Origin of the sequence: Nonomuraea thailandensis, assembly GCF_024172165.1 — a bacterium.
Taxonomy (GTDB): Bacteria; Actinomycetota; Actinomycetes; order Streptosporangiales; family Streptosporangiaceae; genus Nonomuraea; species Nonomuraea thailandensis.
Genome location: NZ_JAMZEB010000002.1, coordinates 4,528,196 through 4,553,722, shown reverse-complemented (window position 1 = coordinate 4,553,722; position 25,527 = coordinate 4,528,196). Strand labels below are relative to the sequence as shown.

General features: G+C 73.6%; 17 protein-coding genes. 8 read left to right on the top strand and 9 right to left on the bottom strand.

Features of this window, described 5'->3' with window-relative positions; translation table 11 throughout:
- Nucleotides 1-5: 5 nt before the first annotated feature.
- Together HD597_RS24450 and HD597_RS24445 are read right to left on the bottom strand one after the other, a co-directional pair.
- On the bottom strand, nucleotides 6-701 hold the full coding sequence (locus HD597_RS24450) for a sulfotransferase family protein (protein WP_253745031.1): 696 nt from the start codon (nucleotides 699-701) through the stop codon (nucleotides 6-8).
- 402 nt (nucleotides 702-1,103) lie between these two features.
- A complete protein-coding gene (locus HD597_RS24445) occupies nucleotides 1,104-2,693 on the bottom strand; it encodes a serine/threonine-protein kinase (protein ID WP_253745030.1) in 1,590 nt (529 codons plus the stop codon).
- Between the two features lie 363 nt (nucleotides 2,694-3,056).
- Between HD597_RS24445 and HD597_RS24440 the strand changes: the two genes are divergently transcribed.
- Complete coding sequence (locus tag HD597_RS24440; protein WP_253745029.1) at nucleotides 3,057-4,265, top strand: extracellular catalytic domain type 1 short-chain-length polyhydroxyalkanoate depolymerase; 1,209 nt, start codon at nucleotides 3,057-3,059, stop codon at nucleotides 4,263-4,265.
- A 22-nt stretch (nucleotides 4,266-4,287) separates the two neighbouring features.
- Here HD597_RS24440 and HD597_RS24435 read toward each other — a convergent pair whose 3' ends face one another.
- On the bottom strand, nucleotides 4,288-7,380 hold the full coding sequence (locus HD597_RS24435) for an NACHT domain-containing protein (protein WP_253745028.1): 3,093 nt from the start codon (nucleotides 7,378-7,380) through the stop codon (nucleotides 4,288-4,290).
- Nucleotides 7,381-7,626: 246 nt separating this feature from the next.
- Here HD597_RS24435 and HD597_RS24430 point away from each other — a divergent pair, with 246 nt between their 5' ends.
- Both HD597_RS24430 and HD597_RS24425 read left to right on the top strand, forming a co-directional pair.
- Nucleotides 7,627-8,832 carry a hypothetical protein gene (locus HD597_RS24430; RefSeq protein ID WP_253745027.1) on the top strand — a complete coding sequence of 402 codons (1,206 nt, stop codon included), beginning with the start codon at nucleotides 7,627-7,629 and terminating at the stop codon, nucleotides 8,830-8,832.
- Entirely contained in the window at nucleotides 8,814-9,611 is a 798-nt protein-coding gene (locus tag HD597_RS24425) for a cupredoxin domain-containing protein (RefSeq protein WP_253745026.1), read from the top strand. The genes HD597_RS24430 and HD597_RS24425 overlap by 19 nt, the downstream gene beginning before the upstream one ends.
- 39 nt (nucleotides 9,612-9,650) lie before the next feature.
- On the opposite strand, the gene HD597_RS24420 is transcribed toward HD597_RS24425, so the two are convergent.
- On the bottom strand, nucleotides 9,651-12,605 hold the full coding sequence (locus tag HD597_RS24420) for a helix-turn-helix transcriptional regulator (protein WP_253745025.1): 2,955 nt from the start codon (nucleotides 12,603-12,605) through the stop codon (nucleotides 9,651-9,653).
- 126 nt (nucleotides 12,606-12,731) lie between these two features.
- Here HD597_RS24420 and HD597_RS24415 point away from each other — a divergent pair, with 126 nt between their 5' ends.
- Together HD597_RS24415 and HD597_RS24410 are read left to right on the top strand one after the other, a co-directional pair.
- The gene (locus HD597_RS24415) at nucleotides 12,732-13,196 is read left to right on the top strand and encodes an SAM-dependent methyltransferase (protein WP_253745024.1); all 465 of its coding nucleotides are present in this window, start codon (nucleotides 12,732-12,734) and stop codon (nucleotides 13,194-13,196) included.
- Between the two features lie 11 nt (nucleotides 13,197-13,207).
- The gene (locus HD597_RS24410) at nucleotides 13,208-14,704 is read left to right on the top strand and encodes an FAD-dependent monooxygenase (RefSeq protein WP_253745023.1); all 1,497 of its coding nucleotides are present in this window, start codon (nucleotides 13,208-13,210) and stop codon (nucleotides 14,702-14,704) included.
- Between the two features lie 45 nt (nucleotides 14,705-14,749).
- Here HD597_RS24410 and HD597_RS24405 read toward each other — a convergent pair whose 3' ends face one another.
- From HD597_RS24405 to HD597_RS24390, 4 genes are read right to left on the bottom strand one after another with little or no spacing between them, the layout of a single operon-like run.
- Nucleotides 14,750-17,305 carry a glycoside hydrolase family 78 protein gene (locus HD597_RS24405; RefSeq protein ID WP_253745022.1) on the bottom strand — a complete coding sequence of 852 codons (2,556 nt, stop codon included), beginning with the start codon at nucleotides 17,303-17,305 and terminating at the stop codon, nucleotides 14,750-14,752.
- An 8-nt stretch (nucleotides 17,306-17,313) separates the two neighbouring features.
- A complete protein-coding gene (locus HD597_RS24400; protein ID WP_253745021.1) occupies nucleotides 17,314-18,141 on the bottom strand; it encodes a carbohydrate ABC transporter permease in 828 nt (275 codons plus the stop codon).
- Nucleotides 18,138-19,073 carry a carbohydrate ABC transporter permease gene (locus tag HD597_RS24395; protein WP_253745020.1) on the bottom strand — a complete coding sequence of 312 codons (936 nt, stop codon included), beginning with the start codon at nucleotides 19,071-19,073 and terminating at the stop codon, nucleotides 18,138-18,140. Before HD597_RS24395 ends, HD597_RS24400 begins: the two co-directional genes overlap by 4 nt.
- On the bottom strand, nucleotides 19,070-20,359 hold the full coding sequence (locus HD597_RS24390; RefSeq protein ID WP_253745019.1) for an ABC transporter substrate-binding protein: 1,290 nt from the start codon (nucleotides 20,357-20,359) through the stop codon (nucleotides 19,070-19,072). Before HD597_RS24390 ends, HD597_RS24395 begins: the two co-directional genes overlap by 4 nt.
- 250 nt (nucleotides 20,360-20,609) lie before the next feature.
- On the opposite strand from HD597_RS24390, the gene HD597_RS24385 reads away from it, so the two are divergent.
- Nucleotides 20,610-21,650 (top strand): LacI family DNA-binding transcriptional regulator, encoded by a 1,041-nt coding sequence (locus HD597_RS24385; protein ID WP_253745018.1) that lies wholly within the window; start codon nucleotides 20,610-20,612, stop codon nucleotides 21,648-21,650.
- 119 nt (nucleotides 21,651-21,769) lie between these two features.
- On the top strand, nucleotides 21,770-24,034 hold the full coding sequence (locus tag HD597_RS24380; protein ID WP_253745017.1) for a beta-glucosidase: 2,265 nt from the start codon (nucleotides 21,770-21,772) through the stop codon (nucleotides 24,032-24,034).
- Between the two features lie 2 nt (nucleotides 24,035-24,036).
- Here HD597_RS24380 and HD597_RS24375 read toward each other — a convergent pair whose 3' ends face one another.
- Nucleotides 24,037-24,957 carry a helix-turn-helix domain-containing protein gene (locus HD597_RS24375; protein WP_253745016.1) on the bottom strand — a complete coding sequence of 307 codons (921 nt, stop codon included), beginning with the start codon at nucleotides 24,955-24,957 and terminating at the stop codon, nucleotides 24,037-24,039.
- Between the two features lie 102 nt (nucleotides 24,958-25,059).
- On the opposite strand from HD597_RS24375, the gene HD597_RS24370 reads away from it, so the two are divergent.
- A complete protein-coding gene (locus HD597_RS24370; RefSeq protein WP_253745015.1) occupies nucleotides 25,060-25,524 on the top strand; it encodes a helix-turn-helix transcriptional regulator in 465 nt (154 codons plus the stop codon).
- Nucleotides 25,525-25,527: the final 3 nt, after the last annotated feature.

Below are 25,527 nucleotides of genomic sequence, written 5' to 3'. Positions count from 1 at the left end.
AGGGCTCAGGCGTAGCCCCAGGCGGTGGCGTACTTGGCGAGCCTGGGCGGCAGGCCGGTGACGCCGTCGAAGGTGCGGGCGGCCTGGATCCGGCCGGACTTGATGGTGTCGCTGCGGTCACCCAGGTTCGGCACGAACTGGCCCTGGTAGTGCCTGCCGTACTCGAGCATGCCCGGCTCCCACTCCACGTCCAGGAACGCGCAGACCTCGCGGGTGGCCTTCTCCGGGTCGGCGGTCAGGTCCTCGTACCGGAGGGTCAGGCCGTCAAGGGCGCGGCGGGCCTCCTCCAGGGGCTTGAAGTACTTCAGCGCGGTCGCCTCCAGGGCGTCCCGGGTGGTGGTGTTGTCCTTGCGGTTCTGCAGCGAGGAGATCACCCCCTCCGGATGGCGCAGCAGGAAGACGAATCTGGCGTCCGGCCAGACGTAGTGCAGCCGCTTCCAGATGAAGACGTTGCCGGGCGTCTTGTCGACGATGCGGTCCTTGCCGCTGCGCAGCAGCTCCAGGTGCAGGATGCGGTCCCACATGACGTGCTCCAGCTCCACCCGGTCCAGCCCGAGCTCCTCCATGGACGTCTCGGAGTAGCCGGGGCTGAGCTCCACCCCGATCGTGCGCAGGTGCAGCTCGTGCGGCGCGCGGATCCGGGAATGGCTGTTGAGCAGCATGCGCAGCAACGTCGAGCCGGAGCGCACCGCGGCGATCACGAAGACGGGGACCGCACCAGGCGCGGCACGGTGGGGAAGGCGTAGTCGACGATCTGCGTGCGTTTCGGAGGCCGCCGTGCCTTGAGCCCCTCGGCGATGCCGGAGCCGGCCGTCTCGGAGGTGATGAGTTGCCGCGGTGGGCGAAGCGCCTCGCGCAGGAGCCGTGCCCTTCGCCTGAACCCTTTGTGTACGACTCCCATGCGCTGACTTCTTGCCCTTTCACCCCCGTGCTCCCTTGTCCCGTAATGGCGAGTGGCAGGAACCACTGCGACATAATTGCACGTGAGGGGATGGGCAGCGTATAAGAGGTAACTGGGAGTTTCCTGGGAGGATGGGATACAGACAGGCGCGTGACCGTTTCTCACCCGGGGTGCGAAGTACGACGGAGGCGCGGCTACCTGATCACTTGCGTCCCTTGCCGTGGCCCTTGCCGGGTGAGCGGAGCTTGTGCACGTGCTTGGCGTCGCGGCTCTTGCCGGTGACCTTCTTCGCCTGGCCGGGCGGCAGGGCGTTCGTCGTGGCGGCGGGGGCGGGCCGTTCGGTCCGGGGCCGGGTGGCCGGAGCGTCGCGCTTGATGGCCACGGGCTGGGCCTGCACGACCGACGTCGGCTGGACCGGGGCGGGCATGGACGTCGTGGCCGGTCTGTCGGCGGAAGGCCGCTCGTCGGCGGGCCCGCCCGCCCAGGACGTGGCCGTCAGCACGCCGGCGATCAGAACGCTCACCGCTGCGGCGGGCCGCGCCAGCCTGCCCCCGGACCGGCCGCCGACCGGCTCGGCCTCGACGGGGGGCTCGGACGAGGGATCAGACGTGTGGCCTTCCGAAGGAGAGGGGGCCGGGAACAGCGGCGCCGCCAGGGACCTCGCGGACGCGGGCAGAAGCACGGCGCCGGTGACCGGCGGCGGCCCGCTGACCGGAAGCACGACGCCGGCGGCCGGCGGCTGTCCGGCGGGTGCGAGCACGTCGCCGGTGACCGGGAAAGGCGCTGGGCGGGCGGCCGGCTGCTGTGCGGTGGGTGAGGGCGGGGGATCGGCTACCGGCGGGAGTGCGGGGTCGGTGGCGGGTGGTTGTGCGGCCGGTGGCCGCATGGCGCCGGTGGGTGGCGGATGCGCGGCGGGCGGGAGCGTGCCGGCCCTGGCCGGCGGTCGCCTGGTGGGCAGGGTGATGATGCGGTGCAGATGGCGGCGGGCGTCGGCGATGCCGGTGCGGCGGGCGGGGTCCTTGGCCAGCAGGCCGGTGAGGAGGGGCGCCAGCGGGCCGGCGTGCTCGAACGGGGCCGGGTCGGCGGTGAGGACGGCGCTGATGGTGGCCAGGGCGCTGCCCTGCTCGAACGGGCAGTGGCCCTCGACCGCGGTGAACAGCGTGACGCCCAGCGACCACAGGTCGCCTTCCGGGCTCGCCGCCGCGCCGTGGGCGCGTTCCGGGGCGATGTAGGCGGGGGTGCCGACCACGACGCCCGTCTGGGTGAGCCCGACCTGGACCGGCTGCTCCAGGTCGGTGGCCAGCCCGAAGTCCGTCAGCACGGCGTGCCGGCCGCCGGTGTCCAGGAGGATGTTGGCGGGCTTGACGTCGCGGTGCACGATGCCGGCGGAGTGCGCCGCCTGCAGCGCGTCCAGCACCTGGAGGCCGATCCTGGCCACGTCGGCGGGAGGCAGGGGTCCTCGTTCGGCCAGGACGTCGGCCAGGGTCGGAGCGCGTACCAGTTGGAGCACGATCCAGGGGCGACCGTCGTCCACCACCACGTCGTAGACGGCGGCGATGTGCGGGTGGGACAGCCGCGCGGCCAGGCGCGCCTCGCTCATCGTGCGGCCCAGCAAGGCCTCACGCTCGGGCTGCGGCCGCTCGTCCAGGGTGACCTCCTTGATGGCCACCGGACGGTCGAGCAGCTCGTCGTGGCCGCGCCAGACCCTGCCCATGCCGCCCCGGCCGAGCTCGACCAGCAGCCGGTAGCGGCCGGCCAGTACCGAGCCCTGAAATTCCTCCGAAACGGACATGGGGCGCCGACTACCCGACCTTTGCCCTTCCATGCGTTCTGATCTGGGCGGCGTCGATGCCGGTCCCTGTCAGCGGGGTGCCGCCCTGATCGATTTCTTACGCGGCGGGGAGGCTCCCCGCCACCTGGCCGGCCTGCTCGCCGATGACGCCCGGCGGCGGGCCGGGCCGCGCCTGGGCTGCGCTCACCCTCGCCGACCTGATCGTCGCAGGGGCGCACGACGCGGTGTGGCAGGTCCTCGCCCGCTGAAGCCATGGGTCCCCGGCTGAGAGTGTGGCTCGTCACCATGTCCAGGGCGGCTCGCGGCATCTAGCGTGCGCTGCAACACCCCCAGCGGAGTCGTGCCAGAAGCAAGGAGTCCGCCATGGCCACCACTGTCCTCAGCCGCACCCTCACCTTCCTCCTGCTGGCCGTCCTCGCCTGGGCGGCGGCGCCGCCCGCGCAGCCGGCGCGGGCGGCGTCACTGACCCAGGTCACCTCGTTCGGCGCGAATCCCGGCAACCTCACCATGTACGCCTACCGCCCCGACGGGCTGGGCAGCGGCCGTCCGCTGGTCGTCCTGCTGCACGGCTGCACCCAGAACGCCGACGGCTACTTCGCCGCCTCCGGCTGGCGCAGGTACGCCGACCAGTGGGGCTTCGCCCTGGTCCTGGCGCAGACCGGCAGCGCGAACAACTCCTCCGGCTGCTTCAACTGGTTCCAGACCGGCGACACCACGCGGGGCCAGGGCGAGGCGGCCTCCATCCGCAACATGGTCGCCCACGCCGTGACCGCCTACGGCTCCGATCCCGCGCGCGTCCACGTCAGCGGGCTCTCGGCGGGCGGGGCCATGGCGGCGGTCATGCTGGCGGCCTACCCGGACGTGTTCGCGGCCGGGTCGATCGGCGCCGGCCTGGCCTACCGGTGCGCCGCCAGCCTCGTACAGGCGTCGAGCTGCCAGTACGGCCCCACCAGCCGCACCCCGCGGCAGTGGGGTGACCTGGTACGCGGCGCCCACCCCGGCCACGCCGGCGCGTACCCGCGGGTGGCGATCTGGCAGGGCCAGTCCGACTACACCGTCGTTCCCGCCAACGGCAGGCAACTGCGCGACCAGTGGACCGACGTGCGCGGCGTGTCCCAGACCCCGGCGGCCACGCGCTCCCTCACCGGCGGCACCACCCTGACGGTGTACGGCAACGACGACGTGCGGCTGTACGAGATCGCCGGGATGGGCCACGGCCTGCCGGTGGACCCGGGCAGCGGCGCCGACCAGTGCGGCGCCACGGCCGCCTACTTCCTGGACACGATCTGCTCGGCCTACCACGACGCCCGCTTCTTCGGCCTGGACGGCGGCGCCCCGCCCACCCCGACGCCCACTCCTACCCCGACCTCCACCCCCACCCCGACGGTGCCGGGAACCTGCGTGCGGGCCAGCAACTACACCCACACCACCGCCGGCCGTGCCTACCAGTCGAGCGGCTACACCTACGCCAACGGCTCCGGCCAGCCGATGGGGCTGTGGAACACCTACGTCGTCCACAGCCTGCGGCAGACCGGCCCGGACCACTGGGTGCTCGCGGACGGCGAGTGCTGAGCCCCCGCACCGGCCCAAAGCGTCACAGATCGCCGAAGGCCTCCCGCGCCCAGCCGCGCACCAGCGGCCGGGCCGGGACGAGATACCGGTCGAGGTGCTCCCTGACGCGGGAGCGGAACTCGGGTGACAGGCGGTCCCGGTCGGCGGCGAGCTGCCGCAGGAACCGCGACAGGTAGGCGGTCCTGGCCGGCGAATCCTCATCCGGACGGCTGTTGACCACCACGGTCAGGCATTCCTCGTAGGCCCGCTGCAGATCGCTCTCACCCGTCGGATCGCTGGAGGCCAGCCAGACGCGGGTGAGGGCGTTCGTGGTGGACAGCGCCAGCTCGGTGTCCACCACGCCGATGGCGGTCAGGGACTCGCCGTCCTCCAGATCCTCCGAGTCGCCGTAGTCCAGGGCCGTGACCAGCGGGGTGAGCGCGTGCCAGGCGAGGTCCTCGGCGTAGTCGCAGGTGAAGTGGCTCTCCCTGAACAGGTGGTGCGTGCGCGTGTGCTGCCAGCCGAGGGACTGGCGGAACTCATGACCGGGATGGGCGAAATGCATCCAGTAGACGTCCGGCTCCGGCGGGCTCCACGGCTCCTCCCCGCGTACGCCGATCCTCACCTCGCGATCCTCCGCGTACCAGGTGCGCTCCAGCGAGAGGAACGCGGCGAGGTACTCCCACGCCTCCGCCGTGAACTGCGATCTCCACAGCAGCGCGTGCCGGCGCCACTCCGCCGCCGGGAACCGCGCCCGCGGGAACAGCTCCCGGCCGTGGACCGGACCCCCGATCAGGACGATCAGCAGCAGCAGGTTCGCCGCGTACGCGCCGTGACGGGCGGGATCCCCGAGCTGCTCGGGCCGGTACGACGCGTAGGCCGCGCTGCCGCTCGCCCGGAGCGAGCCGTGGAACGCGGTGAGCAGCAGCTCGCGTAACAACGGCCGCCGCTCCTCCTCCACCTGCCCGGCGAGCTGCTGGAGGAAGGTGATGATCTGGCCGCGGGTGGTCAGCGGAAGGAAGGAGAGCAACGTCCGCACGAAGCCGTCGTCCACCGCGTGCCTGCTGCGCGCCGCCGCGGCCGCCGCCAGATCCACGAGCTCCCGCAGGATCAGGCGGGCGACGAGGAACTCGCCGAACGTCGCGTGCAGGAACTCGCACGTGGTGAGCCTGGCGTCCTTGCGCAGCGCCTGAGCCTGGTGGATGAAGAAGAACCGGCCGATGACCTGCTGCGCCGGGGTCGGCGGGGCGTGGAAGCCGCGGGCGGCGCGGTCTGCGGCCGGCGCGATGGACAGGGCGGTCAGGTCGGCCGACAGCTCCTCCTCGGTGACCCACTGGCGGCCCCGGTTGAACATCGCGAACCCCGCGATCGACAGCCGCAGCAGCTCGTTCTCGATCTCGGCCCGCAGCGGCGCGCCCGCCAGCTCCGGCCGGGTCTTCTGCAGCTCGCGCTCGGCGAAGCGGCGCAGGATGCGCTCGTACAGGTCGGCCTGGTCGAGCGTCCGGGTGTGCCGTTGCAGCGCGTTGTCGGCGGCGTCGTACAGGGCGAGCATCAGCAGCAGCAGCGGCTGAACGGCGAGCTCCGGCTGGCGCAGCGCCGCCTCGGCGGGCAGCGCGCGCAGGCCCCGGCCCGCCAGGTGCGCCGCGTTGTGCCGGCCCCAGACGGCCAGCCACTGCTCGACCTGCTCGCCGGTGAACGGCTCCAGCCGCAGGGCGGTCGCGCCGCCGACCGCGACGCGCGCCCGGTCGGCGACGGCGATGCGGCTCGTGACCAGGACGGCGACCGGGCGCCCCTGGTCGGCTTCGCGCTCCTGGAACCGTACGACCTGCTCCAGGTAGTCGGTCTGCCCGATCCCGGTGGCCTGCAGCAGCTCGTCGAACCCGTCGAGCAGGACGACCGGCAGCGCGCCGCCCGCCTGCCCGGCCAGCGCGGGCCAGGTCACGCTCTCGCCGGTCGAGTCCCTGATCGCGTGTTCGATCTGCGACTGCAGGTCGGTGTCGGCGGGGACGTCGCGCAGCGCCACCCGTACCGCCAGGAAGTCGGCCGCGGGCAGCCGCGCCGCCAGGATCTGGGTGAGCACCGACTTGCCCGAGCCCGGCTGGCCCAGCACGATCAGCGGGGAACGGGTGGCGGCGATCGAGGTCAGGTGGCCGATGAGGAACTCCTGGAGGTCGTCGCGCACGGGGTGGTCCGACCACCACTGCTCCTGGTCGAACCGGGAGGCGTGGGTGACGTCGGCGGCGCGGAAGCGCGGGTTCACGTACGCGGTGGCCAGCGAGGGGATGGTGAGCCCTTCGGGGACGTCCCCGGTGGCCACGATCGGCCGTTCGAGGACGCGGCGGTAGCGCCTGGCCAGGGCCGCGCGCCGATCCCCCATGGGGGCGGCGCTCGAAGCGATCTCCTCCAGGACGCGCCCGAGCCCTTCCATCCCGGCGTGCAGCCGCAGCAGCCGGTCGTGCGTGGTGAGGTGGTCCAGCCGGTTCGCCCAGAACGCCACCTCGGGGAAGTCGCTCGCCAGGACCCGCAGATGGTGCTCGTAGCGGCGCATCGCCGCTTGCGGCACCTCGTCGGCCAGCACCCGGGCGATCCGGTCCGCTGAGTCGTGGGCGCCCGCCTCGTTCAGGAAGGCGACGAGGCGCTCGGTGAGCGAGCCGTAGAACGCCCGCAGGGCGGACGGCATGGGCGCGGCGCCCGGGGGCACCGGCTCCCCGGGGACGTCGCCGTCGTTGAGCACGCCGACGAGGTCTCTGAGCCGGGTCGAACGCGGTCGCGCGCCGGTCGCCAGGCCGACCTGCTCGGACCTGGTCAGCAGCGGTCCGGCGTCGAAGGGGGCCGCCACCGCGCTGACGGCCTCGAAGTAGCCGGTCAGCACGATCACCTTGTGCGCGGCGGTGAGGCGTTCGGTCCTGTCGTAACGGCCGAGGCCGCGCAGCCGGTCCGCCAGGCCCCCGACCAGCTCGCCGCTGAGGCGGGCGAGCTCGCCCTTGGCGTCGAAGAGGCTGAGGGCGAACTCGGCGCCGCCGCCGGTGGCCGCCAGCAGCACGCCGCCGGTCAGCCTGTCCAGGGCGGTGACCAGCGCGCTGTCGGCGCCGCCCAGGAGTTTGACGGCATCGGCGTAGCAGAGTCTGTCCGCCACCGGAGCCTCCTCGCGTGTACCCGCTGTCCATGCTGGCCGATGGGCGCGCCCGCGTACAGGCGCTTGGCGGCCGGGCGAGAGCCTGTTCCGCCGTCGCGCCGGGACTTTCTGCGGCCGTAGGTCCCCGGAGGCCGGGACCTTGGTCCATGGGCCGCCACCGGATCCGTGCGCTGGGATGGCAGAGGAGCGGCGACTTCGCCGGGGCGCGCTGCCGCCTCGCTCCGGCCACGATGGGAGGCGATCGAAGTGGGCGCGGTCGAGATCCGCCTGGATGCGGGCCCGCGGCCCGGCGAGCCGCCGCCTGGCCGGCCGCGCGCCTCCTGGCACCTGCGGGCGAACGCGATCGTGGTCGGCTGGCTGGCCCTGACCGTGGTGGCGGTGCCGGCGGGTGAGGTGCTGCCGGCGCCGCGCTGGCTGCTGATCCACGTGCTCCTCCTCGGCGCGGTCAGCACCGCGATCCTGATCTGGAGCGAGCACTTCACGGTGGCGTTGCTGCGCGTGCGCACCCCGCCGCGGCGCGGCAGCCTGGCGCGGCTGGCGCTGCTCAACGCGGGCACGATCGCGGTGCTGGCGGGCGTTCCGGCGGCGTCGTGGCAGGTGGCGGCGGCGGGGGCGGCGCTGGTCGTGGGGGTGGTGCTGGGGCACGCCGCCGTGCTGGTGCGGCTGGTGCGGCAGGCGCTGCCCGGCCGGTTCGGGCACGTCATCGGCTGGTACGTGTCCGCCGCCGTCGCTCTCGCCGCCGGAGGCGTGCTGGGCGGGCTGCTGGCCGCGCCCGCCGGGCAGGGGGCGCCGCACGAGCGGCTGCTCGCCGCGCACGCCGAGGTGAACCTGCTGGGGTGGGTCGGGCTGACCGTGCTGGGCACGCTGTTCACGTTGTGGCCGACCGTCCTGCGCACGCGCATGTCGGACAGGACGCGGCGGGCGTCGCACGTGGGGCTGTGGCTGGCCGCGCCCGGGCTCGCGGTGGCCGTCGGCGGGCTGCTGACCGGCTCGCGGTGGGCTGCTCTGGCCGGGCTGGCGGCGTACGCGGGCGGAGGGGCGGCGGCGCTCGTGCCGCTCGCCGACGCGCTGCGGCGCAGGCGCCCGCACACCGGGGCCTCGTGGATGCTGGCGGCGGCGGTCGGCTGGTTCGAGGTGGCGCTGGCCGCCGCCCTGGTGATCGTCGCCATCCGCCCGCCCGATGAGGTCGCCGCGGCGGATCCGGTGCTGCCGCTGGTGGTCGCCGGGTTCGCCGCGCAGGTGCTGCTGGGCTCGCTGCTGCATCTGCTGCCCGCGGTGCTGGGCGGGGGCCCGGCCCGGTTCAAGGAGAACGCGGCGCTGCTGGAGCGCGGGTGGCGGGGGCGGTCTGGCGGCGTTCAACCTGGGGGTGCCGCTGCCGGCGCCGGGCGTGGGGAGCGGCGGCGCGGAAGCCGCTGCCGGCCGTCGCCGGAGTGGTGGCCGGTTGCCTGCTGACCGCCGCCGCTGTCGTCGTCGCGACGAACGGCGTGCCCGCCGGGCCGTCGGCGGTGACCGCGACCGGTTCGCGGACGGTCGAGGTGACGTTGTCGGGGATGCGCGTCCGGCCCGCCGTCATCGAGGCGCCGGCGGGCACCGTCCTGACGTTGCGCGTGACCAACGCCGACGCGCAGCGGCACGACCTGCGCCTGGCGAGCGGCGAGCGGACCCCGATGTTGTCCTCCGGCCAGAGCGCCACGCTGACGCTGCCGCCGCTGGGCGAGAGCGTGGACGGCTGGTGCACCGTGGCCGGCCACCGTGCGGCGGGCATGACCATGCGCATCGTCCCGGCCGGCGGGCACGACGGACACGGCACGCGGGCGGCGCAGGCCGGTCCCCTGGACCTGGGCGAGCCCGGATCCGATGGACAGGTCGCCAAGATCCGGCAGGGCGCCCCTGACGGCTGGATGTTCAACGGAGCCGCCGCCGGCTACGACCACGCCCCGCTCCGGGCCAGGGCGGGGGAGCGGGTGCGCATCTGGGCCGTGGCCGCCGACCCGAGCTCCGGCACCGCGCTGCACGTTGTCGGAGCGCCGTTCGACACGATCTACAAGGAGGGCGCCTACCTGCTGCGGGCCGGCGATCCGGGAGGCGCGCAGGTGCTCGACCTGGCTCCGGCGCAGGGCGGCTTCGCCGAGCTGGTCTTCCCCGAGGCGGGCCGGTATCCCGTGGTGGACCACGCGCTGCGCCGGGCCGAGGCGGGCGCGCACGGCCTGTTCGAGGTGAGCGCGCCATGACGCGCCCGTGCGGTACGAGGCGCGGTCAGGATCGGCGGCTCACCCGGGCGGCCCCAGGTCGATGCCCGCCAGCTCGGCCCGCGAGGAGACGCCCAGCTTGGGATAGGCCTTGTACAGGTGGAACCCCACGGTCCGCGGGCTGAGGAAGAGCTGCGCGCCGATCTGCCGGTTCGTCGCCCCCGTGGCGGCCAGCCTGACCACCTGGAGCTCCTGGGAGGTCAGCGTGCCGAGCGCCGCACCGGCGGCCGACTGGCCCGGCTCGGCGGCGTGGACGCCGGTCGCGGCCAGTTCGGTACGGGCCCGCTCGGCCCAGGGCTCGGCGCCCAGCTCGACGAAGCCGTGCAAGGCGGCGCGAAGCTGCGTTCCGGCGTCGGCCCGGCGGCGGGCGCGCCGCAGCCATTCGCCGTAGAGGAGGCGGGTCCGGGCCTGCTCGAAGGGGCGGCCGGCCTGGGGAGCCAGGGCGGCCTCGAAGTGGGCCTCGGCCCGCTGGCGCGGCGCGAGCAGCGCCCGGCAGCGGTGGGCGACGGCCGCCGCCCAGGGGCGGCCGCTGGCCTGGGCCCACGCGTCGTACCTGGCGAAGGCGGCGGCGGCCCGGGCGGGCTGGTCGAGGCGGGCGCAGGCCTCGACGTAGTCGGCGATGGCGAAGGTGACGATCACCGTGTGGCCGAGGGGGCCGTCGAGGATGCCCGCCATCCGCTCGGCAGCGGCGTCGTAGCGGGCTCGTACCAGGTCGAGGAGGGTCAGCGCGCAGCCGCCCCAGCCGGATCCGTTGCGTTCGCGGGCCGAGCCCTCGGCCTGGTGGGCCAGACGCCGGCATTCGTCGTCCTCGCCGCGGATGGCGGCCAGGCGGGCGAGGATGCCGTGCAGGTGGCGCAGCCGTCCCTCCTGGCCGGTGTCGCGGGCGATCTGCCAGGCCTCCGCTCCCGACGCGGCCGCCTCGGCGTGCCGGCCGCTCAGGATCTGCGCCTGGGTGAGCAGTTGCAGGGCGTGCGGCAACGCGCCGACGAGACCGTGGGCGCGGCAGGCGGCCACCCGGGCGGCGGCCAGCTCGCAGGCGGCGTCGTCGTCGCCGGTCATGAGCGCGCCGAACACGGCATAGGTCCCCGCGACCCGATCGCTCCCGCCACCGCTCACCACCACAAGCGCCCCATCCGCCGCCGGTGGCGCACCGCTTGGCGCTGCCTGACGTGCGTCACCCGCCGCCGGACGCTCACCGCCTGGCGCAGCTGGGAGGGTGTCGGCTGCGGGCGGGCCCTCGGCCGTCATCGGGCGCGCACCGCTGTCCGCGGGCAGGCGCGGGTCTCCGCTGCCGGTGCCCCTGGGCAGGTCGGTGAGGAGGGTCGTGTCCCCCGGGGGAAGGGCGGCGCGCAGGAGGGGCAGCCCCGTGGCCGGGTCGCCGGCGGCGACGCGTTCCATGCCGCGCACGGCCGCGATCACGCCGCCCAGGCGCGCCTCCACGTCGGCGGCGAGCGACTCCAGGAGATCGGCGATCCGCCGGAGCGCGCCGCGGTCGCCCGCGAACCAGGCCTCGCCCGCCGCCGTGGCGAGCAGGGACGCGGCCTGCGCGGGCGCGATCCGTACGATGCCCTCGGCGGCGGCGATCAGCAGGTGCGCGGCCGGCGCGGGGTCGCCCTGCTCGGCCTCGACCGCGGCCCGCACGCTGGCCAGCCGGGCCAGCAGCAGCGGATCCGCGGCCAGGCGGCGGCCCCGGTCGGCGGCGGCCGCCGCGCGGGGAAGCTGCCCGGCGCCGAGCGCCGACTCCGCGGCGGCGGCCAGCCACCGGGCGCGCCGCTCCCGGTCGACGGTGAGCTGCGCCGCCCGCTCGTACGCGGTGGCGGCCGAGGCGTTGCTGCCGCGCCCCGCCGCGCGCTCGCCGGCCGCCGCGAGGACGGCCGAGGTGTGCTCGTCGGGTTCGAGCGTGGCCGCCGACAACTGCCAGGCCCGCCGGTCGGCGTGCTCCTCCCCGACGAGGACGCCGGCCAGCGCCCGGTGGGCCGCCGTACGCCGGGCGAGCGGCGCCTCGTGGTAGGCCGCGGCCTTGACGAGCGGATGGCGGAAGCGCAGCCGGTCGCCGGAGACGTCGATGAGCGCGGCGTGCTCGGCCGGCTCCAGGTCCTCCGGCCCCGCGCCGAAGGCCTGCGCGGCCCGCAGCACGAGCCGCAGGCTGCCGGACCCGTCGGCGGCGGCGACCAGGAGCAGCAGCCGGGCGCGTTCGGGCAGCCGCCGGATCGTGGCGCGCAGCGACTGCTCCAGCCGCCCGGCCATGGACGGCTCCGGCGGCAGCAGGGGAAGCGGAGCCAGGTGCCCGGCCCGCTGCTCGGGTGTCAGGATCCCGGCGAAGTGCAGCAGCGCCAGCGGATTGCCCTCGGCCTCCTCGATCACCCGGTCACGGGCCTCGGGGGTGAGCCCGCCGGCGCTCCCCGCGAGCAGCCGCTCGCAGTCGCTCCTGGCCAGGCCGGAGATCCGCAGGTCCGCGATGCCGCCGATCGCCGGCTCGGCCCCGTCGCGGCCGGCGAAGATCATGGTGATCCGCTCGGCCGCCAGGCGGCGCGCGGCGAACGTCAGCGCGTCCAGGGAGGCCCGGTCCAGCCAGTGCGCGTCGTCGACGAGGCAGAGCAGCGGGCGCTCCTCGGCGAGGTCGGCGAGCAGGGTCAGCACCGCGAGCCCGACGAGAAACCGGTCGGGAACGCCCGCGTGCCCCTCGCCGAACGCGCCGCGCAGCGCCGCCCGCTGCCCGTCGGGCAGCCGGTCGATCAGGTGCCGTGCCGGGCGCAGCAGGAGATGCAGCGCGGCGTAGGGCAGCTCGGCCTCGGCCTCGACGCCGGTGGCGCGCAGGACGAGCGCGTGCTCCCCGGCCCTGCCGGCGGCCTCCTCCAGCAGGGCCGACTTGCCGATCCCCGCCACGCCGTACAGCGCGACGGCGTTGCCCTGACCAGCCCGTGACTCGGCGATCATCCGGCTGAGCACGGCGATCTCCGCATTTCGCCCGATCATGATGGGCCGACCCTACCTAACCCGCCCGCCGGAGCCTCACGAGGCTCAGGTCATCGTGACTGATCCGGCCGGAAGCCGCGCGCCCTACTGTCAGGAAGCGCAGCTCAGGAGACACGGAGGATCACCATGGAGCCGATCATCGTCGAGGCCGTGGGAACGGTCGTCGGCGGGCGGACGGAAGCGTTCGACGACGACTGGAACACCGAGGAGGCGCTCATCCGCCTCGACGGCACCCGCTTCGGGCCCGGCAGCGTCGCCGGGCTGGACGCGTTCTCGCATCTGGAGGTGCTGTTCCAGTTCCATCGGGTGGATCCGTCCGAGGTGCACACCTCCGCCCGCCGTCCCCGGGGGAACCCGGACTGGCCGGAGGTCGGCATCTTCGCTCAACGGGGCAAGAACCGCCCGAACCGGCTGGGCGTCTCGCGCTGCCGGCTGCTCGCCGTGGAAGGGCTCGACCTGCGCGTACGCGGGCTGGACGCCATCGACGGCACCCCGGTCCTGGACGTCAAGCCCTACATGGCCGAGTTCGGCCCGCAGGGCGAGACCGTCCAGCCGGCCTGGGCGACCGAACTCATGCGCGCCTACTACTGAGGAGACAGGACATGTCCGAGGTGATCGTGGTCGGGGCGGGGCCGACCGGGTTGTTGCTGGCCGGGGATCTGGCGGAGTCGGGGGTGGCGGTCACGGTGCTGGAGCGCCGTGAGGGCGGGGTGTCGAATCTGTCGCGGGCGTTCGGGGTGCACGCGCGGACGCTGGAGCAGCTGGACGCGCGGGGGCTGGCCGATCGGCTGGTGCCGATGGGGGCGGTGTTGCGGAAGGTGCGGTTGTTCGAGCGGGTGGAGGTGGATCTGGGGGCGTTGCCGAGCCGGTTTCCGTTCCTGCTGATCACGCCGCAGTACAACGTGGAGCGGCTGCTGCTGGAGCGGGCGCTGGCGGCGGGGGTGGAGATCGTGTACGGGGCCGGGGTGCGGGCGGTGGCCCAGGACGCGGCCGGGGTGAGCGTCGCCACCGGGGCGGGGGAGTTCCGGGCCGGGTTCGTGGTGGGCTGTGACGGCTACCACAGCGTGGTGCGGCAGGCGCTGGGGCTGCCGTTCCCGGGCAAGTCGGTGCTGAAGTCGATCATGCTAGGGGATGTGCGGGTGGCCGAGCCGCCGGCCGGGCTGCTGACCGTCAACGGGGTGGGGGACGCCTTCGCGTTCATCGCGCCGTTCGGTGACGGCTTCTACCGCGTCTTCGCCTGGGACCGGCGCCGCTCGGTGCCCGATGACGTGCCGCTGGAGCTGGCGGAGCTGCGGGAGGTGACCCGGCGGGCGCTGGGCAGCGACTTCGGCATGCACGAGCCGCGCTGGCTGTCGCGTTTCCACAGCGACGAGCGGCAGGTGCCGCACTACCGGATCGGGCGGGTGTTCCTGGCCGGGGACGCCGCGCACGTGCACTCCCCGGCCGGTGGGCAGGGCATGAACACCGGCCTGCAGGACGCGGCGAACCTGAGCTGGCGGCTGGCCGCCGTGGTGCGCGGCGGCGCGCCACAGCAACTGCTGGACGGCTACCACCGCGAACGCCACCCCATCGGCCGGTCGGTGCTGCGCAGCAGCGGCGCCATCATCCGCGCCGCGATGATCGAATCAGCCGCCGGGCGGGCCCTGCGCGGCTTCGCCGCCCGCCGCGCGCTGTCCCTGCCCGCCATCCGCGAGAAGATCACCGGGCAGCTCAGCGGCATCGGCTACCACTACCCCGCCCCGCACGGCGCCCCCGGCCAGACCGGCACCCGCGCCGCCGACCAGCCCCTGACCGGCGGCAGCCGCCTGTACGAAGCACTCCGCCACCGCCGCTTCGTCCTCATCACCGACCCGACCGGCCACCCCCACCCGACCGGCCACCCCGACCCGACCGGCCACCCCGACCCGACCGGCCACCCCGACCTGAGCGGCTGGCACGACCGCGTCCACACCGCCACCCCCGCCACCCCCGCCACCCACGGCAGCCCGCTGACGCTCATCCGCCCCGACGGCTACATCGCCTGGACCGGCACCGACACCACCGGCCTGCACCAGGTCCTCCCCACGCTGGTGGGGGCCGCGGGCTCGCGCACACTGTAGGGCGGCAGGGCGCCCGCCTCGGAGCGCCCTGCCGGCTCAGGCCCTTCAGCCGGCGACCTCGAAGGTGTGACTTCCGGCCCCCACCTCCTGCGTGGTGGCGCCGGGCAGGTCCACCTCCGCGGTCGTGCCCGGGGGAACGGTCGCGGTGACGGTCAGGGCGCCGTCCTTCCTGCTCCAGGAGACCGAGGCGGGCCCGTAGGGCGTGTCGAGGGAGGCGGCGGCGTGGGTGAGGCCGCCGCCGGGACGGGGGGCGATGCGCAGGCGGCGGTAGCCGGGCTCGGCCGGGGCGAGGCCGGCGACGGTGCGATGCAGGAAGTCGGCCACGGCGCCGAGGGCGTAGTGGTTGAAGGAGGTCATCTCGCCGGGGTTGACGGTGCCGTCGGGCAGGAGGCTGTCCCAGCGCTCCCAGATGGTGGTGGCGCCCATGGTGACCGGATACAGCCACGACGGGCATTCGCGCTGCAGCAGCAGGGTGTAGGCGGTGTCGTACGCGCCGACGGAGCAGAGGGCGTCGCAGATGAGCGGGGTGCCGACGAAGCCGGTGCCGATGCGGTGGTCGTCGGCGGCGACGAGCTGCACCAGCCGCCGCCCGGCGCGTTCGCGCTGTTCGGGGCCGTCCAGGAGGTCGAGGGTGAGGGCCAGGGCGTAGGCCGTCTGGGTGTCGCAGGCCAGCCGTCCCGACGGGGTGACGAACTCGCGGCGGAAGGCCGCGCGCACGCGCGAGGCCAGTTCGGCGTAGCGGGCCGCGTCCGCGGAGCGGCCGAGCAGGGCCGCCGTGTCCGCCACGACCCGCGCGGTCCAGGCGTGGCAGGCGGTGGCGACGAGCGCGTGGTCGGTGCGGGCCTTGCCGGGCTGGTCCGGGGGAGCGGCGGGGTCGAGCCAGTCGCCGAACTGGAAGCCCTCGTCCCACAGGTGGTCCCGGGTGAGCGAGGCGACCTCGTCCACCCACGCGCTCATGCTGGGGTACTGGCGCTCCAGCAGGCCGAGGTCGCCGGTGCGCTGGTACAACGTCCAGGGGACGAGCACGGCGGCGTCACCCCAGGCGGCGGTGGGCGAGACGCCGAACGCCAGCGGCACCCAGGGCACGTAGTGCGGCACGGTGCCGTGCTCGGCCTGCTCGGCGGCCAGATCGGCGAGCCACGAGGTCAGCGGGCCCGCGCAGTCGTAGAGGAAGGCGGCGGTGGGGGCGAAGACCTGGAGGTCGCCGGTCCAGCCGAGGCGTTCGTCGCGTTGCGGGCAGTCGGTGGGCAGGTCGACGTAGTTGCCGCGCATGCTCCAGCGGACGTTGTCGTGCAGGCGGTTGAGCAGCGGGTCGGAGCACTCGAAGGTGCCGATGGCCCGCATGTCGGTGTGGCAGACGACCGCCTGGACGTCGGCCGGGTCGAAGTCGCCGGGCCAGCCGTCGAGCTGGACGTAGCGGAAGCCGTGCGTGGTGAAGCGCGGCTCGAACGTCTCGGGCCCGGCGTCGCCGCGCAGCGTGTACCGGTCGAGCGCGGCGGCGTCACGCAGCGGACGCAGGGCGAGGGCGCCGTGTTCCAGGACCTCGGCGTGGCGCAGGGTGACGGTGTGCCCGGCCGGGCCCTGGACGCGGATGCGCAGCCGCCCGGCGATGTTCTGGCCGAAGTCGAGGATCGTCTCACCGGACGGGCCGGTCAGCACCTCGATCGGGGCCAGCGTCTGGGTGCGGCGCACGGGCGGGCCGGTCGGGGCGACGAGCAGGGCGGGGTCGTGGGGGAGGGCGTCGGCGGGCAGCCAGGCCGAGTCGTCGAAGCCGGGCTCGGACCAGCCCGCAGGCTCCAGGCGGGCGTCGTGCTTCTCGCCGTCGTACAGGCTGGCGGCGGTGACCGGGCCGGTGGCGCAGCGCCAGGACCCGTCGGTGACCACGACGTCCGTGGTGCCGTCGGCGTAGGTGATCTCCAGTTGGGCGATGAGGGCGGTGCGGTCGCCGTAGAGGTCGGTCTTGCCGCCGAGGAAGCCGATCCTGCCGCGCCACCAGCCGTCGGCGAGGGTGGCGCCGATGGCGTTGCGGCCCTCCTGGAGCAGGCCGGTGACGTCGTGGGTGCGGTAGCGCAGGCGGTGGCCGTAGCTGGTCCAGCCGGGGGCCAGCACGTCGTCGCCGACCACGCGGCCGTTGAGCTCGGCCTCGAAGACGCCCTGCGCGGTGATGTAGAGGCGGGCGCGCTCGACCGGTCCGCGCAGGGTGAAGTCGCGGCGCAGCAGCAGCGCGGGCCCGTCGGGCACGCCCAGCAGCTCCAGCGGCGGGGCGGCGGCCGAGGCCTGCCAGTCGGCCGGCTCCAGCAGCCCCGCCTCCACGTACGACCAGGGGCTCCAGTCGCAGGCCGAGCCGTCGGCGCCGAACACCCGCACCCGGGCGCCGCGCCGCTCGCGCGAGCCCAGCGGCGTGCCCGGCCAGGGCACCAGCACCGACTCCGCGGACTCGACGCGGCCGGTGCCGGTGCCGTCGCCGAGCTCGATCTCGTAGGCGGCCTGCGTCCAGCCGGGAGTGTCGGTGGTGACGGTCCAGGACAGGCGGGGCCCGCTCTCGCCGATGCCGAGCGGCTCGGAGTGGTGTTCGAAAGCAGGCGCGGTGATGTTCAGCAAGGCGCTCCTTAGCCCTTGATGGCGCCGGCGGTCATGCCGGCGACGATCTTGCGGTTGAAGAAGACGAACAGCAGCAGCGGCGGGATGGTGATCAGGACGATGTCCATGAACAGCAGGTTCCACTGCGTGTTGTACTGGCTCTGGAAGTTGTAGAGGGTGACCTGCACGGTGGCGTTCTCGTCGCCGGGCAGCAGGTAGAGCGGGTTGACGAAGTCGTTGAAGATGTTCACGGAGCTGACCAGGATGACCGTGATGGTCACCGGCCGCAGCAGCGGGAAGATCACCCGGAAGAACAGCCGGAAGCCGCTGCACCCGTCGATCTGGGCGGCCTCGTCGAGCTCGCGCGGGATCGCCGCGATGAACGCGCGGAACAGCAGCATCGCGAACGACAGGTGGAAGGCCACCTCGGCCAGGATCATCCCGGGCAGCGTCTTGAACAGGCCGATCGCCTGCAGCAGCCAGATGGTCGGCACCACCGCGGGCGGGATGATCAGCCCGGACAGCACCAGGAAGTCCGCCAGCCTGGCCACCCTGCCGGGCCGGCGCTGCAACACGAACGCGGCCATGGCGCCGAAGACGACCAGCAGGGCGACCGAGGCGACGGTGATGATCGTGCTGTTGACGTAGGCGCGCAACAGCACGTAGTCGCGGGCCTCGATCACGGCCATGAAGTTCTCGACGACCGGCCAGCTCGTCGGCCAGGCGAAGTCGAGGTCGATGGCCTGCGTCTGGTCCTTGACGGCGGTCAGCAGCATGAGCGCGAACGGCACCAGGAAGATCACGGTGGCCAGGAGCAGCACGACGGCTTCCCCGCTCAGCCTGCGCAGTGCCTTCATGCGGCCACCTGCCTCTTGCCCAGGTAGTAGTTGAGCGGCACGGCGATGACCGTGACGACGATGAAGAGGATCACGTTGCCGGCGGTGGACAGGCCGAAGAAGCCGGCCTGGTACTGCTTGTAGATGATGGAGGCGATGGTGTCGCTGGTGAAGCCGGGGCCGCCGCGGGTCATCGTCCAGATGAGGTCGAAGGAGCGCAGGCCGCCGATGAAGGACAGGATGATCACCGAGTAGGTCGCCGGCCACGACAGCGGCAGGGTGACGTGGCGGAAGCGGTGCCAGGCGCCGCCGCCGTCGACGGCGACGGCCTGGTAGTACTCGGTCGGGATGGACATGATGCCGGCGATGTAGATGACGGTGGCCAGGCCGACGCCCTTCCACACGTCCACGAGCGCGACCGACAGCAACGCGGTGGTGGCGTCGCCGAGCCAGTCGCGGCCGTCGACGCCGACCAGCGCGAGAGCCTGGTTGACCAGGCCGGTCTGCGGCTTGAGCAGCATGGCGAAGGTGATGCCGACGGCCACGGTGGAGACGAGCGTCGGGAAGAAGACCACCGAGCGCAGGAAGCCGCGCAGCCGGAGTCTGCTGGTGAGCAGGACGCCGAGCAGGAGGCCGAGGACGACCTTCAGGCCGCTGGTGAGGACGGCGTAGACGATGGTGTTCTGGAAGCCGATGCGCAGGTTCTGCTCGGCGAGGAAGTCGCGGAAGTTCTGCAGGCCGACGAACTCGCTGTCGAACAGCGTCCAGCGGGTGAGGGCGAAGTAGAACGCCATCGCCGTCGGCACCAGGAAGATGACCACGAACACGACGGCGGCCGGCAGGTACAGCGCGTACGGGTAGGCCGAGTCGCGCCTGCGGCGGGAGACGCGGGCATGGCCCGGCCCCGGTGCCGGGCCGGGCCCCGTGCGGGGCCCGGCGTCCTGCCTGGTCACCACCCTGCCAGCCCCAGCTGCTTGGCCTGCTTCTCCACGTCCTTGTCGTACTGGGCGGCGCCCTCGGCGGGCGGCGTCAGGCCGGAGCCGACGGCGACGGTGATCTGCTCCAGCGACGGGCCCTTGACCGGGGAGACGAACTCCAGCGCCGGCGCCGTGCGGCCCTCGTCCACGTACACCTGAAGGTCCTTGGCCACCTGAATGGCGTCTTCGGGCAGCTTGGCCCCCTGGATCCGGAACGGACCGGCCGGCTGGACGGCCTTGTTGGTCGCCTCGGCTCCCGCCGGTGAGGCGACGAAGGCCAGGAACTTCTTGGCCGCGTCCACGTTCTCCGACGTTTTGGGGATGTAGATGCCGGCCGGTTCCCAGATCGTGGCTCCGTTCTTGGCCGCGTCGGCGCCGGGGATGCCGAAGAAGCCCACGTCGGTGGCGGCCTGCGGCATGGTGGCCACCAGCGGCGGGAGCTGGGCGCTCAGCATCGGGTAGTGCGCGCCCTTGCCCTCGACCAGCATCTTCATGCCCTGGTCGTTGGTGGCCGAGCCGAAGCCCTCCTGCATGTGACCCTTGGCGTGCACCTCGGCCAGGTGGTCGAACCCGGCCATGGCCGCGGGGGTGGTCGAGAACTTCGCCTGGTTGGCCGTGTAGTCCTGCGCGAAGCTCGGCACCGCGGCCTGCACGTTGTAGTAGTCGCCGAGGACGAAGAGCTGCGAGGTCCAGGTGTCCTTGAAGGTGCCGATCACCGGGGCGATCCCGGCCGCCTTGATCTTGTCGTTGTTGGCCATGAAGTCGGCCCAGGTCTTCGGCACCTCCAGCTTGAGCTGCTCGTAGACCTTGCGGTTGTAGAGGATGCCGCCGCCCATGGCCGTGCCGGCGGGCACACCGTAGGCCTTGCCGGCCTGGCTCACCACGGGCAGGAAGTCCTTCTGCACGTTCTGCAGCACCGGGTCGCCGGTCAGGTCCACCATGGTCTGGGCCGGATTGAGCGCCTGGAGCAGCGACCCGGAGTTGTACCAGAACACATCTGACATGTCGCCCGTGGACAACCGGGTCTTGACGATATTGTCGCCCTCGCTGCCGCCCGGCCGTGTCTCCGTCTCCACCTTGATGGTCGGATTGGCCTTCATGAAGGCGTCCGTGAGCGCCTTGGCGGTGTCCACCGTGGCCTGGCTGTTGTCGATGAGGAACTTCAGTGTGGTCGTGCCGTCGGCCGCCGGCTCGGCGCCGGTGCCGGAGCCGCACGAGGTCAGAGCCGCCATCGCGAGAACGGCCAGGGCCGTTCCTGTCATGCGGTGCGAGGTCTTCACAACGCCCCTCCGGGTTCGTTGAAACGTTTTAAGCGCCCCCCGATGCGAGTTAACGTAGGCGTAACCCCGCCGACCGTCAAGAGGTTCGATGGGTAACGGTTTCCCATCGTTACTGGCGTCGGAGGGGATGCTGCTTCGGAGGTTGTTCGGCAGGGCTGGGTAACGTTACCCATCGCGCCGGGAGCGGCGGATCCGTACAATCTGGCGTCGTCGGGACGAGGAGAGGCGGCACATGGTCACACGAGACCGGCAGCGCAGGGTGACGATCACGGACGTGGCCCGGCACGCCCAGGTGTCCACCACCGCGGTGTCGAAAGTGCTGCGCAACGCCTACGGCGTCAGCGAGGCGATGCGGGCCAAGGTGCAGGCCGCCATCGACGAGCTCGGCTACCGCCCGCACCACGCCGCCCGGGCCATGCGCGGGCGCACCTTCACCATCGGCGTGCTGCTGCCGCACATCCGCAACCCGTTCTTCGCCGACATCATCGACGGCCTGACCGAGGAGATCTCCGCCAGCGGCTACCAGGCCATCATGGTCCAGAGCGGCGGACGCGACCCCGCCGACGAGCGCCGGGCGAGCGACGCGCTGGTGGACCGGCAGGTGGACGGCGTGCTCTGGGTCGCCCCGGTCTGCACGAGGGCACAGCTGGAGAAGCTGGCCAGGGACACCCCCCTCGTGGTGCTCGGCCGCCACGACCGCTCCGCCCTGTACGACTGCGTGCTCGACGACGACGAGGTCGGCGCCGAGCTGGTGGTGGAGCACCTCATCGGGCTCGGCCACCGCCGCATCGCGCACATCACCCAGAAGGACGCCCTCGGCGGCCGCACCGCGACCCTGCTGCACACGATCAGGGCCACGACCTACGAGCGGGTCATGACCGAGCACGGCCTGGCCGGGCACATCGCCATCGCCGCCACCTCCTACACCGAGGAGGGCGGCTACGAGGGCACCCGCGAGCTGCTGGCCCGCGACCCCCGCCCCACCGCCGTCTTCGCCGGCGCCGACCAGGCCGCCTTCGGCGCGCTCGCCGCCATCCACGAGGCGGGCCTGAGCGTGCCCGGCGACGTCTCGGTGGCCGGCTACGACAACGCCCGCATCACCGGCCTCGCCCACGTCGCGCTCACCAGCATCGACCAGGACGGCGCCATCATGGGCAAGACCGCCGGGCGGCTCCTGCTCGAACGCATCGCCGGCCGCACCGCCGCGGTGCGCTTCTCCGTCACGCCGACCCTCGTGGCCCGCCGCTCCACGGCGCCTCCGGCGGAAGCGTAGCCGCCCGCCGCGCGAGGGGTGCATTTCGTGCTAGCTCTGGCGCACCTCGGCCTAGCTGGCCGCCGGGAGGGGACGCAGGATGTGGCTTGGCCGAACCCTCACAGCCTGGAAGGCCCCACGTGAAAGCACCTCACTTACCGCGTGCCGCCCTGGTCGTGGCGCTGCTGGCGGTCCTGGCGCCGGCAGTGCACCTGACCTCCGCCGGCGCGGCTGCCGTCCGCGACGACTGCGCCGGCGTGCCGTGGATGGACCGGACCAAGTCACCGGAGCGGCGGGCCCGCGCGCTGCTCGCCGCCTCCACCCTGGACCAGAAGCTCCGCTGGCTCGACGAGCACTCGGCCAACGACCCGGCGCGCACCACGTTCACCACCGCCGCCCCGCGCGAGCTGCCGCCCGGCGAGTTCGTCCCCGTCACCTTCACCATGCCGCCGCAGGTGCCGTGCACCCCTGTGATCCAGTACACCGACGCGCCCTCCGCGATCGCCGGCGCGGGCGCCGGGGTGACCGTCTTCCCGGCCAACGTGTCCCTGTCGTCCTCCTGGGACCGGGCGCTGGCGCACGAGAAGGGCGCCGCGATCGCGCACGAGGCCTGGCGCAAACAGCGCAACGTGCTGCTCGGCCCCGGCATCGCCTCCGGCCGCGACCCGCGCAGCGGGCGCACGTCGGAGTACCTGGGCGAGGATCCGGTGCTGTCCGGGCTGATGGCCGGAGCGTACAGCGAGGGCGTCGGCGCCAACCCCGCCGAGCCGGTGCAGGCCCAGCTCAAGCACTTCGTCGCCAACGAGCAGGAGATCGACAGGAACAACAGCTCCTCCAACGTGGACGCCCGCACGCTGCGCGAGATCTACACCCTCCCGTACGAGATCGCCATCGACCGCGGCGACGTCGGCTCCGTCATGTGCTCCTTCAACCAGGTCGACCACGACTGGGCGTGCGGCTCCGACCAGCTCCTCGGGCGGATACTCAAGCGGGAGATCGGCTTCGACGGCTGGGTGGTGACCGACTTCGGCGCGCGCCACTACCTTACGCAGGACCCGCCGTCGCTCAGGGCCGGCCTGGACCAGGAGCTCAACGCCTGGCGCTACTGGACCCCGATGGCGATCAAGGAACAGATCGCCCAGGGCCGGCTCAGCGAGGCCGACGTGGACGAGGCCGCGTACCGGATCGTGCGCGCCCACCTCGCCTCCGGCCTGTTCGACGTGCCGCGGCTGAGCGCTCCCGACCCCGACGTCTCGACCCCGCGGAGCCAGGCGCTGGCCCGCGAGCTGGCCGAGCGGGGATCGGTCCTGCTGAAGAACGACGGCGTGCTGCCGCTCACCCGGTCGGCCAGGAAGATCGCCGTCATCGGCCCGACGGCGGCCAACACCCCGGCCACCGGCGACATCGACGCCTCCAGCGTCTGCCTGCACACCGCGCCCGGCATCCCCTGCACCGCCAAGGCCCCGCTCGACGCCATCACCGCCCGCGCCCAGGCCGCCGGCGCCACCGTCACCTACGCCGACGGCGGCGACCTCACCGCCGCGGCGGCCACCGCGGCCGCCGCCGACGTGGCCATCGTGTTCGGCCACTACCGCGAGGGCGAGTTCGCCGACCGGCCGGACATCTCCCTGGACGCCGGCGGAGACGCCCTCGTCTCGGCCGTCGCCGCGGCCAACCCCGACACCGTGGTCGTGCTGCAGACCGGCGGCCCCGTCCTCATGCCCTGGCTGGACGCGGTCAAGGGCGTGCTGGAGGTCTGGTACGCCGGCGAGGAGATGGGCCCGGCGATCGCCGCGCTGCTGTGGGGCGACACCGCGCCGTCCGGCAAGCTGACGCACACCTTCCCCCGCTCCGAGGCGGACCTGCCGACGGCCGGCGACCCCCGACGCTACCCCGGCACGTTCTCCGACGGCTCGGTCGTGCGCCCGCCGGGCAACACCGAGCCGCGGCAGGTCGCCTACGACGAGGGACTGCAGGTCGGCTACCGCTGGTACGCCGCCCAGGGCATCGAGCCGCTGTTCCCGTTCGGGCACGGCCTCACCTACACCACCTTCGCCTACGACAGGCTCGACGTGACGCCCGCGCGGGGCGGGCTGCGGGTGAGCTTCCGCCTCACGAACACCGGCGGACGGGCCGGCACCGAGACGGCGCAGGCCTACGTCGAGCTGCCGGCCGCCGCGGACGAGCCGTCCAAGCGGCTGCTGGGCTGGCAGAAGGTCACCCTGCGGCCGGGCGAGTCGCGTACCGTGCGGATCGACCTCAGCCCGGCGGACCTCGCGGACCTGCACCTGCTGCAGTACTGGAACGCCGCCACCGGCAGGTGGACCACGGCCAGGGGCGCCTACCACGTCAGCGTCGGCACGTCGTTCGACACCACCCTCCGGGACCGGTTCGTGCTGCGCTGACCTCAGCCCGCCTCCTCCGCGACCCACGAGTTCAGCCGCACCGCGGTGCGGCTGAACTTCGCCCGGTACGCCGACGCGCTCATCCCGTAGTGCGCCCTGAACCGGCGGGCGAAGTTGTTGGCGTCCGGCCAGCCGACGGCCTCGGCGATCTGCGTGATGGACTGATCGCTGTGGAGCAGCAGGGCCGCCGCCCGCTCCACCCGGAACCGCGACAGGTACGCCATCGGCGGCAGCCCGGTCTCCGCCTTGAACCGGCGCACCAGATAGCCGCGGCTCAGGTGCAGCCGCTCGGCCAGCTCCGCGAGCGTCCAGGGATGCGTCGGCTCGGCCTCCAGCAGTCGCATGGCGCGCACGACCATCGGATGGCAGTGCCCCGCGGACGCCCCGCCGGCGTCGCCGTCCACGAGCCGGGCCAGACGGGCGAGGAACTGGATGAGCCGCCCGATGATCTCGCTCCGGTACGGGCCCGGCGGCCGGAACCGTAACCGGTCCAGCGCATCCAGCGGCTCGGCGCACTCGGCCACGGCGGCCGGGCCCAGCCGGGCCGTCAGCATCCCGCGGCGCTGCAGCGAGTAGGGCCCGGTCCAGAGCAGGTGGTTGAGCAGGGGATCCTCACGGGCCCAGGCCAGCTCGTGCCGCAACAGCTCGCTGGAGAAGCAGCAGTTGTACACGTCGAGCCGCCGGCAGTCCTCGTAGCCGTGCCAGACCCCCGGCCGGAGCAGGATGACGTCGCCGACGGCCAGCGGGCGGCGACCGGCCAGCGACACGTGCACGCCCTCGCCGCCGGTCACCATGACCACCTCGATGAAGCTGTGCGTGTGCACGGGGTGCCGCCGCTCGTGCAGGAAGTGCCCGGCGTAGGCCACCGTGCCCTCGGTGAAGTGCAACTGCGCGCCGACACGATCGACTGGGGGCTCGTCCATGTCCTGAGCTTTCCCCACTTGCCCGCCGCGTCCGGGCGGCGCCCCGCGACCGGTCAGGAATCGAGAAGCACGGGCCGCGCGCCCGCACGTACCGTCAGCCGCATGTGCCATCCCTCGTGGAGCCGCGCCCTGGCCACGGCTCACCACCTGAACGACCTCGCGCGGCTGCGCCGCGTACGGGACCGGATCGACCGGGAGTACGCGCGGCCGCTGGACGTCGAGGCGCTGGCCCGCGGCGTGCACATGTCGGCCGGCCATCTCAGCCGCGAGTTCCGGCGCGCCTACGGCGAGTCGCCGTACGCGTACCTGATGACCCGCCGCATCGAGCGCGCGATGGCGCTGCTGCGCCGGGCCGACCTCACCGTCACCGAGGTCTGCTTCGCGGTCGGCTGCTCGTCGCTGGGCACCTTCAGCACCCGTTTCACCGAGCTGGTCGGCGTGCCGCCGACCGTCTACCGGCGGGAGGCGGCCCGCGCGACCGCGGGCATGCCGTCGTGCGTCGCCAAGCAGGTGACGCGGCCGATCAGGCGGAGAGCGGCGCAGGCCGCGGCGCCCCGGCTAACGTGACGT